The sequence below is a fragment of the Bacillus licheniformis DSM 13 = ATCC 14580 genome (genome assembly GCF_000011645.1).
GTDB lineage: Bacteria > Bacillota > Bacilli > Bacillales > Bacillaceae > Bacillus > Bacillus licheniformis.
Genome location: NC_006270.3, coordinates 3,549,981 through 3,562,801 on the forward strand (window position 1 = coordinate 3,549,981; position 12,821 = coordinate 3,562,801).

Sequence of the window (12,821 nt, forward strand, 5' to 3'; positions counted from 1 at the left end):
CAAGGCCTGCTATTCTTTTAACAAATCAACAAGTAGCGAAGCGACTTTATGTGTATCATGACGGATCACGCCATTCTCGTATGTCACAATCTGATCTTTGATGACCTCAAGCCCCATCGCAGACAGATCATCAATATTAAACTGGACGGGCTGTGCCTGCTCCTTCGCATAGCGTTCCCGAATGTCGTCCGGGATTTCCTCATTGTTGACGAGGATCGTATCGATAAACGGACCGCCCATATGCTGGTTAAGCGCTTTTACATGGTCTGCCGCACTGTAGTACAGCGTTTCTCCCGGCTGGGTCATTACATTGCAAATATAAACTTTTTTTGCCGGGGCGTTTAATATCTCTTCCCTTATCTTCGGAACGAGAAGGTTCGGCAAGATGCTCGTATACAGGCTTCCGGGGCCGAGAATAATCAGGTCGGCGCCGCGGATCACGTCAATCGTTTCCGGAACGGGTTCGATTTTTTCAGGGGTTAAAAACACCCGTTTAATCCGCTTCCCGTAAGACGGAATCGTCGATTCCCCTGATATGATCTGTCCGTCATCCATTTCCGCATGAAGGACAACGCTGGTATTGGCCGCGGGCAGAACCCTTCCTCTCACATTTAAGACTTTGCTCATTTCAGTGACGGCGTGAAAGAAATCACCGGTTATATTCGTCATCGCCGCCAAAATCAAATTTCCCAATGAATGGCCGATTAAATCGCCGCCTTTAGAGAAGCGGTGCTGGAACAGGTCTTCAACAAGCGGTTCGACATCAGACAGTGCAGCGAGGACATTTCTGACGTCCCCCGGCGGGGGAATTTTCAGCTCGTCGCGCAGCCTCCCCGAGCTTCCGCCGTCATCTGCGACTGTCACAATCGCCGTGATGTCTACCGGCTGCTGCTTCAATCCTCTGAGCAGTACCGAAAGGCCAGTTCCTCCGCCAAAGATTGCGATTTTTTTCTGATCTGCCATGCTATTTTCTGCTTTTCTTCTCGATGTCCCGGTGAGTAACATGAGTATAGTAGTCCTTTTTAAAATAATCGGCAAGGTATTCAGCCAGCGTCACAGAACGATGCTGTCCGCCGGTGCAGCCAATCGCGATGACAAGCTGGCTTTTTCCTTCTCGCTTGTATGACGGAAGCATAAAGCTCAGCAGCTCGGTCAATTTTTCAAGAAACTTTTGCGTTTCGTTCCATTTCATCACATATGAAGATACTTCCTGGTCTTTCCCCGTCAGCGGCCTCATGCTGTCGATATAGTACGGATTGGGAAGGAATCTTACGTCGAACACTAGATCAGCGTCGATCGGCAATCCGTATTTAAACCCGAATGACATCACATTCACAGTAAAGGTATGTCCGTGATCTGCCGCAAAATGCTGGACGATTTTTTCGCGCAGGTCTTTCGGCTTCATATCGGATGTATCATAGATGATTTGAGAACGGCCTTTCAGCTCTTCGAGAAGCTCCCGCTCCGTTTGGATGCCCTCAAGCGGCAGGCCCGTTGTCGCAAGGGGATGGGATCTTCTTGTCTCTTTATATCTTGAAACGAGAACCGAATCCTTGGCATCTAAAAATAAAATTCGCGGGGTAATCCAGGATGTTTCCCCAATTTCATCAAGCGCTTCAATCAGGCTGTCAAAAAACTCGCGGCCGCGCAAATCCATAACAAGGGCGACTTTGCTCATTTTTGAACTTGATTCCTTCATCAGCTCCAAAAATTTCGGCAGCAAAGATGGCGGCAGATTATCGACACAGAAAAAACCGAGATCTTCAAAGCTTTGAATCGCCACTGTTTTTCCTGCCCCTGACATTCCGGTTATGATCACAAGCTGTATATCATGGCCTCCATTCGCGTTCATGCTTCTCTCCCCCTCTTATGTTTATTCGCCTTGCGGGTCGAGGCGATAGGACAGCAATTCAAAGTCAGGCGTATACGTAAAGGTGCCGTGAAGCAGTCCTTTGCCTTTCAGCATAAAATCAAGAATATGGACGTCGCCCGGCGCCATCGGCAAGCTACCGACGTCCCCCGCCTGATGCCACCTGATGATGCCTTCTTCTGATTCTTCTACATGCTTGCCTGTATAATGATCGGCGACGAATGTGAACATCATCCATTCAGATACAACCTGATCATTTTCCTTTATGATAAAGGTGAATATTCCTTTCAGCTGCGGGTTCAGCACATACAGGCCCGTCTCTTCGCGGTATTCCCTGATAACGGCGTCCCTGACGGTTTCCCCGCTTTCCATTTTGCCGCCGGGGGCCACCCACCAGCCTCGTCTGGGCTTTTGCAGCAACAGGACTTTATCACCTGAAGTCAGCACACAATTCGTCACTCTTTGCAAAGTCTGTCACCCATCCTTTTATTCCTTCAATTCTTTTTTCTATTATACCGTTTCCTGTCCCCGCTCACAATGAACATGCAGTTCCGCCGCGAAAATCGCCTTTTCCCGGGCTGTTTTAGGCTTTTTCCGGGTAAAAACTTAATGAAACGGCTTTTTCAGCAAATGGAAGCGCTTGCGAAAACCGTTCTTTTATTCTATTTTACAGCAAAAACGACTGTTTCAATATTGAAATTTGAACAACTTGTGAAATTTGTAAAAAATTCTCTTTGCGGGAAAATAAGACAAAAAAAGGACACGGATAAGATCATCCGTGCCAATAAAATTCATTATAAAAGGGGGTCAATTACTATACCAATCATAACGAATAATTGTTTCACTGGTGTTACAGGCCGGTTAAATCATGATGACGATTAAAATGCGTTATTTTACAGCCTTTTCTTTCTCTTTCAGCTCTTCGATATAGTGCTGAACGCTCTGTGCGGCAATGCTTCCGTCCCCTGTTGCCGTTACGATTTGGCGAAGGGTTTTCTCGCGAATGTCTCCCGCAGCAAAAATGCCTTCGACTTTTGTTTCCATCTGTTCATTTGTCACGATGTAGCCCTCTTCATTTGTAATGCCGAGGTTTTTGAAAGGCTCTGAAAGCGGGAGCATACCGATGTAGATAAAGACGCCGTCAGTCCGGAACTCTTCTTCTTCGCCTGTGACCGTATCGACCAGTGTCACTTTGCCGACTTTTCCGTCTTGTTCATGAATTTCCTTGACCGTCTTATTCCAGAGAAAGTCGACTTTTTCGTTGTCAAACGCGCGCGCCTGAAGAATGCTTTGCGCTCTCAGCTTATCGCGGCGATGGACGATTGTTACTTTCGAAGCGAAACGGGTTAAGTACACGCCTTCTTCAACAGCGGAGTCTCCTCCTCCGACAACGACCAGCTCTTTGTTTTTAAAGAAGGCGCCGTCACAAACCGCACAATAAGAAACGCCGCGGCCGCCAAGCTCTTTTTCGCCAGGTACGCCGAGCTTCTTATATTCGGCGCCTGCTGTGATGATGACCGCGCGCGCTTTAAATTCTTTTGATCCCGCTTTGACGATCTTATAGTCTCCTTCATCGACGACTTCTTTAATATCGCCGTACGCATACTCAGCGCCGAACTTTTTCGCATGTTCAAACATTTTATTTGAAAGCTCGGGTCCCAGAATGCTTTCAAATCCCGGATAGTTTTCAACATCCTCCGTATTGGCCATCTGTCCGCCCGGAACGCCTCTTTCAACCATCAAAGTCGACAGGTTCGCCCTTGACGTATAAACGGCTGCCGTCATTCCCGCAGGACCTGCTCCTATAATAATGACGTCATACATTTTTTCTTCTGACACAATGTTCACTCCTTCATGAATCTTATGCTTGCAAGCAGTGCATTCCTGTTAAATAAGATTCCCTTCTTATAACTTCCTTACCCATATCCTATAAAATATCATGAATAATCGCTATTTTTTTGCTCACATAATAAAACAGGCTGAACAATGAAGTTCACACCTGTTTCTATAGATGCTCTTTTAATGTACGTTCATACTTTGAAAGCGTCCCGGGCGATATTTGGAAAATTTTAGCGGTTTCGGCTTTTGTCAAACGCTCCTGATGCTCCGTCTTCCAAATGTAATAGATCGCTGCCGCAAGCCCGCCGGCATTTTTCAGCTGAAGCCCGTAAGCCCTGATCTGCTGAATGACATGGAAAATCCAAAAGCACATGGCCTCCTGCTCCATCGCCGACTGATCCGCTTGTTCAATCGCTTTTGCAGTCCTGTAAGCAAGTAGCGCGTCTTTTGAATCAACGGCTGCACCGCTTTCCCCGTAAAGCACAAGTCTGACAAACTGATCTTCAAACGGCGTTTTTGCCATCTGTGAATCAAGCACCGCTTTCAGCTGGGCTTTTTCCCCTTTTCTTCCGCTGATATAATATGCGGCAAGGCGCTCCTCGAGCGGTCGCTGGACAGGTCTCTTTTCCTTCCGTTCTTTCCACGGCTCCATGCGGGCGTCATCCGGATACTCTTCCTGCATCTTTTTCCATACAGACCGGGCAAATTGAACGCGGCCCGTGTAATAAGCCGAGCAGGCAAGCCAGTAATAAAAGGTCTCATCCCCTTCAAATCCCATGCGGTAGAGTGATTTCAGCCATTTAAACCCGAGATCGTATCGGCCGACAAGGGCTAGCGTGGCACCGAGCTTATACCTTTGCTCAAAAAGCATCGGATAAATATTTGAAAGCTGTTCGGAAAGCGCCTCGACCTTATCGTCCCGTCGTTCATAGTGATAAAAAATAAGAAGATTGCAAAGCGCATGCAGGTTTCCATGACTTTTTTCCAAGACCGTAAAAACCGTCGTTTTGGCTTTCTGAACGTCCCCGGCATAAAAGTATGCGAGTGCAAGATTGTTATAAGCCGACCAAAACTCAGGGTAATCGGAAATAATTTCTTCAAGCATCGCGATCGATTCCTGAAGCTGTCCATTTTCCAGCAGTGATTTGGCCCGATCCTGTTTCAGAATCAGGTCGTCCTGATCGAACTGCGAATAGCCCTGATCTTCCTCTCCCATATCCAATAAATCAAGCAGCTCCGCATTTTCCTCGCTGAACTCGCCGTCCGGATCTTCCTTTAAATAAGTCTCCGCCGCTTTATAGGCCTCTTGAAAAAGACCGAGGTGCGCATAGTTGTTCGCTTTAAAATAGTAGCATTCAGTCATTTTTTCGTTGATGTTCTTCAGGATAAAGTCCAAAAGTTCGTTTGATTGCTGATAAAAGCCCATTTCCGTATAAATAACCGCAAGTTGGGACAGCATTCCCGTGTTTTCAGGTTCAAGAAAAATCGCTCTCTGTATGAGCTTGCTCGCGCGGGATAAATTTCGCTCTCTGTATGCTTTGAGCCCTTTATGATAAAAATATTGCCCATCTTGGAACAGCTGGACAATTCTCGAATCTTTATGATGTTCAGAAGTGTACTTTCCCACAGATACCCTCCATTTCAAACTATATACCGTGAGTAGTATAACATAGTTTCCAGCAGGCTTAACAGGCCAAAAACAAGTTTCGAGAAAATTCTCTTCATTTTCCACATATGGTTTTTTCACCATTTTATTTCGGACGTTTGGAGCACCAGGACGGATAGGGCTTTCAGAAGGATGAAGGTACGTTTTATATCGGAAGTACGCTTTTCATCTTAACCCGGGCAAAATCTTTTTTTAGCACTTAATGATGACGAATGTACGTTCCCATTGTATGATAATAGAAAGGGGGTTCACAAAGTGAAAAAAGGCGGATCAATAGAATTGACGCATTACTCAGAAGAACATTCAGCTGCGCTTCTCGAATTTGAGCTTCCTGAAGAACAGCATCGATTTACCGCTCTTCCGAAAGAGGCTTTAAAACGGACGGACGGCCAGTTTCCAATCGTAATTTTAAGCGAAGGCGAGCCTGTCGGATTTTTTATCCTCCATGCGACCGAGAGGGTAAAAGACTATTCGGACAACCTGGACGCCATGCTGTTAACGGCGCTATCCGGCGACAGAAAGCACCAGGGAAAAGGTTTTGCAAAAGAAGGAATGCTCAAACTTCCAGAGTTTGTCTCCAAGGAGTTCACCCATTGTCATGAAGTCGTGCTGGTTGTGAACGTGAAAAACACCGCGGCCCAGCACCTGTATGTTAAAGCCGGGTTTGCCGGCACAGGGGAAAGAAAAACAGGGCCGATCGGAGAGCAAATCGTGATGAAATTGAACATCAAATAGCTCCCCTACCGGGAAAACAACCAAAAGGCCAACCGCCTTTTGGTTGTATGCAGTGTGCTTATGATTCAGATCCTTCATGGCGCTCTTTCAAGACGCCAAGCACATCATCAAGCGGAAGGGACTGCTCCCTCAGCAAAACGAGCAGATGGTAAAGAAGGTCAGCCGCCTCCCATTTCAGTTCTTCAGGATCACGGTTTTTTGCAGCGATGATGACTTCCGCCGCTTCTTCGCCAACTTTCTTCAAAATCTTATCAACGCCTTCACGGAACAAATATGTTGTATATGCGCCTTCAGGCATTTCAGCCTGCCGTTTGGCAATGACGGTTTCAAGTTCATTGATGATGTCAAAGCGGCCGCCATCAGTCTGTCTGATATGTTCGCCGGGCGAGAAACAGCTGTAGCTTCCTTTATGACAGGCCGGCCCCGCCGGTTCAACAAGCACGATGAGCGCATCTTGATCACAGTCAAGCCTGATGTCTTTCACACGCTGAATGTTACCCGACGTCGCTCCCTTATGCCAGAGCTCTCCGCGCGATCTGCTGAAAAACCATGTCTCCTTCGTTTCCAGCGTTTTTTCAAACGATTCTTTATTCATATAAGCAAGTGTCAGCACTTCTTTGCTCGCTGCATCCTGGACAATCGCCGGGATCAAGCCGGCTTCATTAAATGTCAACTCGTCTGCCTTGATCATCTTACATTCACCCCGCGCTCTTTTAAATAAGCTTTTACTTCTTTTACAGATGTTTCTTTGTAATGAAAGATAGATGCGGCAAGAGCCGCGTCCGCCCGGCCTTCTGCAAACGCATCATACATGTGGTCCGCACGCCCTGCGCCTCCGGATGCAATGACCGGGACTGAAACGGCTTCTGACACAAGCTTTGTCAGCCTGCAGTCAAATCCGTTCTTTTCTCCGTCTGAATCCATGCTTGTCAGCAGGATTTCACCTGCTCCCCGCCGAACGGCTTCCTTCGCCCAGGAAACGGCCTCAAGGTTCGTTTTTTTCCGACCGCCGTGTGTATAAACATAGTACAGATCAGCTTCTGGATCGTATTTTGCATCAATCGCGACGACAATGCATTGAGAGCCGAAAAAGTCGGCGCCTTCCGTTATCAGTTCCGGCCGGAGAACGGCAGCCGTATTGACGGAAACTTTGTCGGCTCCGGCCCGCAGTATCGTTTTCATATCATCCAAACGATTGATGCCGCCGCCGACGGTAAACGGGATCGCCAGCTTGGCCGCCACTCTTTCAACGACATCAACCATCGTTTTTCTCCCCTCGTGGGAAGCCGAGATATCGAGAAAAACAAGCTCATCTGCGCCTTCATGATCATATACTTCAGCCAGTTCAACCGGGTCGCCGGCATCTTTCAATTCAACAAATTGTACACCTTTGACAACGCGTCCATCTTTTACGTCCAAACACGGGATGATTCGTTTTGTGATCACTTTGCCGCCACCCTTTCAAGCGCTTCAGCCACGGTAAATTGGTTGGTATAAAGAGCTTTTCCGACAATAGCGCCAGAGACGCCTTCCGAAGCGCGGGAAGCGAGCGCCTCAAGATCGGCGAGAGAACTGACGCCGCCGGAGGCAATGACTTGTTTGCCGGTTGCCCTGGCAAGCTCCACTGTACTGTTGATATTAGGTCCTGACAGCATTCCGTCAGTCGCAATGTCAGTGAAGATAAAAACTTCTGCACCTTCATTTGCAAGCTCGCGGCCAAGCTCTTCCGCTCTAACGGAAGAGGTCTCAAGCCACCCTTCAGTCGAAACAAATCCGTCCCTTGCGTCAAGACCGATTGCGATGTGCCCTCCGTAGGCCTTCAGCATTTTTTTGACAAACTCGGTATTTGATACGGCAGAGCTGCCTAGGATCACCCTCTCAACGCCTTGCGACAAGTAGTCATACACGTCTTTTTCGGTCCTGATGCCGCCGCCGACTTGCACTTTAACGTCAAGCTTATCAGCAATGCTTATGACGTGGCCGCCGTTCACTTTTTTGCCTTCTCTTGCGCCGTCCAAATCGACAAGATGAATCCAGCTTGCCCCCTCTTCAGCAAACCGTGAGGCCATCTCCAGAGGGGAATGACCGTAAATCGTTTCTTTTTCGTAATCTCCCTGGATGAGCCTGACGCACTTGCCGTTTCTTATGTCAATGGCAGGATATACAGTAAACTCGCTCATTTTTTCACCTTCTGTTCTTGTGTAAACTGCTTGAACCGCTCTAAGATCAACATGCCGACCGTACTGCTCTTTTCCGGATGGAACTGGGCCCCGTATACATTGCCAAGACCGACGACAGCGGGTACACACACACCGTATTCGGCGCTTGCAAGCAAAGCTTCCTCTTCGATTCCGCTGACATAATACGAATGAACGAAATACGCGAATCCTTCTTTCGCTTTTGGCAAAAGCGGCGAGTCGCGGTGGACTTTGAGAAGATTCCAGCCCATGTGAGGCACTTTTAAGCGATTTCCCGCTTGATCACAGTCTTTCAGTTTAACGACTTTTCCTTTCAACAGGCCGAGCCCTTCTGACGCCCCGTGTTCTTCGCTTTCTTCAAACAAAAGCTGCATGCCGAGGCATATGCCGAGAAGAGGTTTTCCTTCGTTTGCGGCAGCTTGAATAAATGTTTTCAGGCCGTTCTCGGTTAAAATCTCCATTGCATCCCGAAAAGCGCCGACTCCCGGAAGGATATAGCTGTCCGCTCTCTTCAGTTCATCCGGATGCTCGGACACAAAATAAGGGGCATCAATCCGTTCAAGCGCTTTAGAAACGCTGTACAGGTTTCCCATTCCGTAATCTATGACACCGATCATTTACAGCATTCCTTTCGTTGATGGAATTCCCTTGACCCGCGGATCGATCAATGCCGCTTCATCAAGCGCACGTCCCAGCGCTTTAAAAATGGCCTCGATCATATGGTGTGTGTTCGTACCGTAATGAACGATGACATGCAGATTCATTCGCGCTTCCAGTGCAAACTTCCACAAAAATTCATGGACAAGCTCTGTATCAAATGTTCCGATTTTCCTGCTTGGGAATTCAGCTCTGAACTCGAGGTGCGGCCTGTTGCTCAGATCAATCGCAACCTGGGCGAGCGCTTCATCCATCGGCACCATGCTCGAACCGTAGCGTTTGATTCCTTGTTTATCTCCGAGCGCTTCCAAAAGCGCCTGTCCGAGACAAATTCCGATATCTTCCGTCGTATGGTGGTCGTCTATTTCAACATCGCCTTTCGCTTCAATTGAAAGGTCAAACTGCCCGTGTTTTGTAAATAAATCAAGCATATGTGTCATAAACGGGACATCCGTTTGAATATCCGCTTTTCCTTCTCCGTCAATATGAAAGGATAATTTAATATCAGTTTCATTGGTTTTTCTTGCCCGTTCGGCTTTTCTCATCAGTCTTCCTCCCGGTTTCTGGATTCAATTGCTCTTGCATGGGCTTCAAGCCCTTCCAATCTGGCAAAGGCCGCAATTTTCTCAGCATTCGCGCGGAAAGCTTCCCTGCTGTAGGAAATGATGCTGGAGCGCTTTTGGAAGTCTGTCACATTTAGCGGGCTTGAAAATCTGGCTGTACCGTTAGTCGGCAGGACATGATTAGGGCCTGCAAAATAATCGCCCACCGGCTCTGAACTGTAGCGGCCCAGGAAAATGGCGCCCGCATGTTTGATCTGTCCCAGCAGCGCATCGGGTTGAACTGTTAAAATTTCCAAATGTTCAGGAGCGAGCTCATTGATGACGGAAACTGCTTCATTCATCGTCTCTGTAACATAGATCAGGCCATAGTTGTCAATCGACTGCCGTGCAATCTCTTTTCTCGGAAGATGTTCGAGCTGTCTGTAAACCTCTTTTAAAACGGATTCGGCAAGCGTCTCTGAATCGGTGACAAGAATGCTCGATGCCATCGCATCGTGTTCAGCCTGTGAAAGTAGATCTGCGGCGATTTCCCGGTAGTTTGCCGTACTGTCAGCGAGTATGGCGATTTCACTTGGACCCGCGATCATATCGATATCAACCTGGCCGAATACTTCCCGTTTAGCCAAGGCGACGTAAATATTTCCGGGTCCCGTAATTTTATCGACGGGGGTAATCGTTTCCGTTCCGTAAGCCAATGCGGCAATCGCTTGGGCACCGCCCATTTTGTAAATCTCTGTGACGCCAAGCTCCGCAGCAGCAGCCAGCACTCCCGCCGACAATTTACCGTCTTTTCCCGGAGGTGAGGCAAGGACAATGCGGTCGACGCCTGCAACAAGCGCCGGAATGACATTCATCAGAACGGATGATGGGTAAGCAGCCGTTCCGCCGGGCACATACACCCCCGCTGAATCAAGCGGCGTAATTTTTTGGCCGAGCATCGTTCCGTCCTTGCGGTGGTAAAACCAAGATGTTGCGAGCTGACGCTCATGATATTCTTTAATGTTGAAAATCGCCGCCTGAATAATCTCGAGATCACGTTCTTCGAGCGCGCTGTATGCTTCCTTGATTTCCTCTTCGGAAACGCGAAAGCCGGCCACATCCGCTCCGTCAAATTGTCTTGTGAATGCGGAAACAGCTGCATTTCCGTTCTTTTTCACTTCTTCGATAATGCCGCGGACTGCTTTTCTTTGTTCCTCCGTTCCGGCGTCAATAGAGCGTTTTAGTGAAACCGACGTATTTCCGCTGATGGATTTGATCTTCATTTTGCTTTTTCTCCTTCCACAATAAGAGAAAGTCTTGAAGCCATTTCATCGATGACTGCGTCTTTCATTCGATAGCTGACAGGATTTACGATTAAGCGGGATGTGATGTCGCAAATTTTTTCAGTTTCAACTAGCCCGTTTTCACGCAAAGTCTGCCCTGTTGATACGATATCAACGATTCGGCCGGCAAGCCCGATCAGCGGAGCGAGTTCAATCGACCCGTTGAGCTTGATGATTTCCACTTGTTCTCCCTGTTCTCTGAAGTAGCTTGATGCGACATTCGGGTACTTGGTCGCAACCCGGGGCGCAACGGTGTCTGCCGCCGTCTCGGGCAGGCCGGCTACGGCAAGACGGCATTTGCTGATGTTTAAATCAAGAACCTCATAGACATCTCGTTCTTCTTCTAGCAAGACATCTTTGCCTGCGATTCCGACATCGGCCACCCCGTGCTCGACATATGTTGTGACATCCATCGGCTTAGCGAGGATAAAGCGAAGGTTTTCTTCAGGCACTTGAATGATCAGCTTTCTCGAATCGTCGAATTCTTCCGGGAGCTGATAGCCTGCTTTTCGAAGCATATCGGCCGCTTCCTCAAATATCCGCCCTTTCGGCATCGCAATCGTCAATTCCTTACCCATGCTTCTCTTCCTTTCTGGCTCCGATAAAATAGGTCACGTTTTGAAAAGACTTTGTCATTTGATCAATATCTCCGATTCCCGCTAAGTCCTGCATGACGACTTTTTTGCCTTTTCTTCGTTCTTCTTCGGCAAATCTGATTGCCTCTTTTCTCTGTTCTGTGCTGAAGATGACGACATCGATCTTTTCTTGTTCTTCCGCCGGCTTCAATGCTTCCAGCAGCCTGTCAGTCCTGATGCCGAAACCGGTTGCCGGTGCGGGTGAGTCGAAGCGGCCGAGAAGCTGATCATATCTGCCGCCGTTTCCGATCGGAAAGCCGACGTTTTCAGCATAGATTTCAAACAAAACACCGGTATAGTAGCTCATATGGCTGACCATGCCTAAATCGAGCTTAATGTCGTCTGTGCAACCATAATCGCCGAGCGTCTCCCATAGCGTTTCAAGTTCTAAAACCGCACGTTTTCCTTTTTCAGAATCGACGATGGATGCCGCCCTGCTGCACGTTTCAATACCGCCCCTCAGCTCCAAAAGCTCCAGCAGCCTGCTTTTATCAATTGAGGATAAATTGAGGGATTTTACATGCTCCCGATAGCCGACATAGTTCTTTTCGTATAAATAGCGCCGCAGGACATGAGCCCTTTCTTCATTCCCTAAAACTTCCACAAACAAGGCGTCTAAAATACCGACATGGCCGATCGAGATTTTAAATGAAGTCAGGCCGGCATTTTTAAGCGAAAAAATGACGAGCGCAATCACTTCTGCGTCAGCGCTTGTCGATCCATCGCCGATCAGTTCAACGCCGACTTGCTCAAATTCGGCGGGGCGTCCTCCTTCACGCTCCTGTGCCCGGAACACATTTGCAGCATAGCCTACTCTGAGCGGATGATCGTCTTTATGAAGCTTTGAGGCCGCCACCCTGGCGATTGGAGCCGTCATATCAGGCCTTAACACGAGCGTCTGCCCCTCCTGATCAAGGAGTTTAAACAACTGCTGATCCAATATGGCCGACTGCACACCGACCGTATCATAAAATTCAAGGGCAGGCGTCTCCATGAACTGATACCCCCACAAAGCCATCACCTCTGTTAATGAAGAGCGCACCTTTTTCTTTGTTTCGTAAAGCATAGGCAGCGTATCCCGCATGCCATGCGGTTTTTCAAACATAAACATTTACACTTGCACCCCCATAACCGTTTGAAGGAAAATTCCGAATACTTTAGTTCGCTAATATGATAATATGCTAACAGATAAAAGAATCAAAATCAACAGCCGCTCATAAAATAGACGCCTGCACCGTATGGGAAATGATAACTTTTATGTAATGAACATCTTGATGTTATAATATATATACGATCGCAAATCTTTGCCTTAACCAAACCAGCAACGGGAAGACAG

General features: G+C 47.9%; 14 protein-coding genes. 1 reads left to right on the top strand and 13 read right to left on the bottom strand.

Annotated elements, in window-relative coordinates:
• Positions 1-9: 9 nt before the first annotated feature.
• The 5 genes from TRNA_RS39820 to TRNA_RS39845 all read right to left on the bottom strand — a co-directional run bounded on the left by TRNA_RS39820 (position 10) and on the right by TRNA_RS39845 (position 5,336).
• Positions 10-963 (bottom strand): gluconeogenesis factor YvcK family protein, encoded by a 954-nt coding sequence (locus TRNA_RS39820; RefSeq protein ID WP_003185579.1) that lies wholly within the window; start codon positions 961-963, stop codon positions 10-12.
• Between the two features lies 1 nt (position 964).
• Positions 965-1,852 carry an RNase adapter RapZ gene (gene rapZ, locus TRNA_RS39825; RefSeq protein ID WP_003185581.1) on the bottom strand — a complete coding sequence of 296 codons (888 nt, stop codon included), beginning with the start codon at positions 1,850-1,852 and terminating at the stop codon, positions 965-967.
• 21 nt (positions 1,853-1,873) lie between these two features.
• The gene (locus TRNA_RS39830) at positions 1,874-2,338 is read right to left on the bottom strand and encodes an 8-oxo-dGTP diphosphatase (protein ID WP_003185583.1); all 465 of its coding nucleotides are present in this window, start codon (positions 2,336-2,338) and stop codon (positions 1,874-1,876) included.
• A 420-nt stretch (positions 2,339-2,758) separates the two neighbouring features.
• Positions 2,759-3,709, bottom strand: a complete 951-nt coding sequence (gene trxB, locus TRNA_RS39840; RefSeq protein ID WP_003185588.1) for a thioredoxin-disulfide reductase — start codon at positions 3,707-3,709, stop codon at positions 2,759-2,761.
• 166 nt (positions 3,710-3,875) lie between these two features.
• Positions 3,876-5,336: a tetratricopeptide repeat protein gene (locus TRNA_RS39845; RefSeq protein WP_011198341.1), complete on the bottom strand. Its 1,461-nt coding sequence runs from the start codon at positions 5,334-5,336 to the stop codon at positions 3,876-3,878.
• 294 nt (positions 5,337-5,630) lie between these two features.
• Between TRNA_RS39845 and TRNA_RS39850 the strand changes: the two genes are divergently transcribed.
• Positions 5,631-6,110, top strand: a complete 480-nt coding sequence (locus TRNA_RS39850) for a GNAT family N-acetyltransferase (RefSeq protein ID WP_011198342.1) — start codon at positions 5,631-5,633, stop codon at positions 6,108-6,110.
• Between the two features lie 58 nt (positions 6,111-6,168).
• Here TRNA_RS39850 and hisIE read toward each other — a convergent pair whose 3' ends face one another.
• The 8 genes from hisIE to TRNA_RS39890 are packed head-to-tail and all read right to left on the bottom strand — an operon-like array spanning position 6,169 to position 12,596.
• Positions 6,169-6,801, bottom strand: coding sequence for a bifunctional phosphoribosyl-AMP cyclohydrolase/phosphoribosyl-ATP diphosphatase HisIE (gene hisIE / locus TRNA_RS39855; protein ID WP_003185594.1), 633 nt, complete (start codon positions 6,799-6,801; stop codon positions 6,169-6,171).
• Entirely contained in the window at positions 6,798-7,556 is a 759-nt protein-coding gene (hisF, locus tag TRNA_RS39860) for an imidazole glycerol phosphate synthase subunit HisF (RefSeq protein ID WP_003185597.1), read from the bottom strand. Before hisF ends, hisIE begins: the two co-directional genes overlap by 4 nt.
• On the bottom strand, positions 7,553-8,290 hold the full coding sequence (hisA, locus tag TRNA_RS39865) for a 1-(5-phosphoribosyl)-5-[(5-phosphoribosylamino)methylideneamino]imidazole-4-carboxamide isomerase (protein WP_011198343.1): 738 nt from the start codon (positions 8,288-8,290) through the stop codon (positions 7,553-7,555). The genes hisF and hisA overlap by 4 nt, the downstream gene beginning before the upstream one ends.
• Positions 8,287-8,925 (bottom strand): imidazole glycerol phosphate synthase subunit HisH, encoded by a 639-nt coding sequence (gene hisH / locus TRNA_RS39870; protein ID WP_011198344.1) that lies wholly within the window; start codon positions 8,923-8,925, stop codon positions 8,287-8,289. The genes hisA and hisH overlap by 4 nt, the downstream gene beginning before the upstream one ends.
• Positions 8,926-9,510, bottom strand: a complete 585-nt coding sequence (gene hisB / locus TRNA_RS39875) for an imidazoleglycerol-phosphate dehydratase HisB (protein ID WP_003185604.1) — start codon at positions 9,508-9,510, stop codon at positions 8,926-8,928.
• Positions 9,510-10,790: a histidinol dehydrogenase gene (hisD, locus tag TRNA_RS39880; protein WP_003185605.1), complete on the bottom strand. Its 1,281-nt coding sequence runs from the start codon at positions 10,788-10,790 to the stop codon at positions 9,510-9,512. The genes hisB and hisD overlap by 1 nt, the downstream gene beginning before the upstream one ends.
• Positions 10,787-11,428: an ATP phosphoribosyltransferase gene (gene hisG / locus TRNA_RS39885; RefSeq protein ID WP_003185607.1), complete on the bottom strand. Its 642-nt coding sequence runs from the start codon at positions 11,426-11,428 to the stop codon at positions 10,787-10,789. The genes hisD and hisG overlap by 4 nt, the downstream gene beginning before the upstream one ends.
• Positions 11,421-12,596, bottom strand: coding sequence for an ATP phosphoribosyltransferase regulatory subunit (locus TRNA_RS39890; RefSeq protein ID WP_009329644.1), 1,176 nt, complete (start codon positions 12,594-12,596; stop codon positions 11,421-11,423). The genes hisG and TRNA_RS39890 overlap by 8 nt, the downstream gene beginning before the upstream one ends.
• Positions 12,597-12,821 lie beyond the last annotated feature (225 nt).

Coding starts and splice junctions, on each gene's coding strand:
- hisIE (WP_003185594.1), bottom strand. CDS start 6,801: ATGATCAAGGCAGACGAGTTGACATTTAATGAAGCCGGCTTGATCCCG.
- hisG (WP_003185607.1), bottom strand. CDS start 11,428: ATGGGTAAGGAATTGACGATTGCGATGCCGAAAGGGCGGATATTTGAG.
- hisB (WP_003185604.1), bottom strand. CDS start 9,510: ATGAGAAAAGCCGAACGGGCAAGAAAAACCAATGAAACTGATATTAAA.
- TRNA_RS39820 (WP_003185579.1), bottom strand. CDS start 963: ATGGCAGATCAGAAAAAAATCGCAATCTTTGGCGGAGGAACTGGCCTT.
- rapZ (WP_003185581.1), bottom strand. CDS start 1,852: ATGAACGCGAATGGAGGCCATGATATACAGCTTGTGATCATAACCGGA.
- hisD (WP_003185605.1), bottom strand. CDS start 10,790: ATGAAGATCAAATCCATCAGCGGAAATACGTCGGTTTCACTAAAACGC.
- hisA (WP_011198343.1), bottom strand. CDS start 8,290: ATGAGCGAGTTTACTGTATATCCTGCCATTGACATAAGAAACGGCAAG.
- TRNA_RS39890 (WP_009329644.1), bottom strand. CDS start 12,596: ATGTTTATGTTTGAAAAACCGCATGGCATGCGGGATACGCTGCCTATG.
- hisH (WP_011198344.1), bottom strand. CDS start 8,925: ATGATCGGTGTCATAGATTACGGAATGGGAAACCTGTACAGCGTTTCT.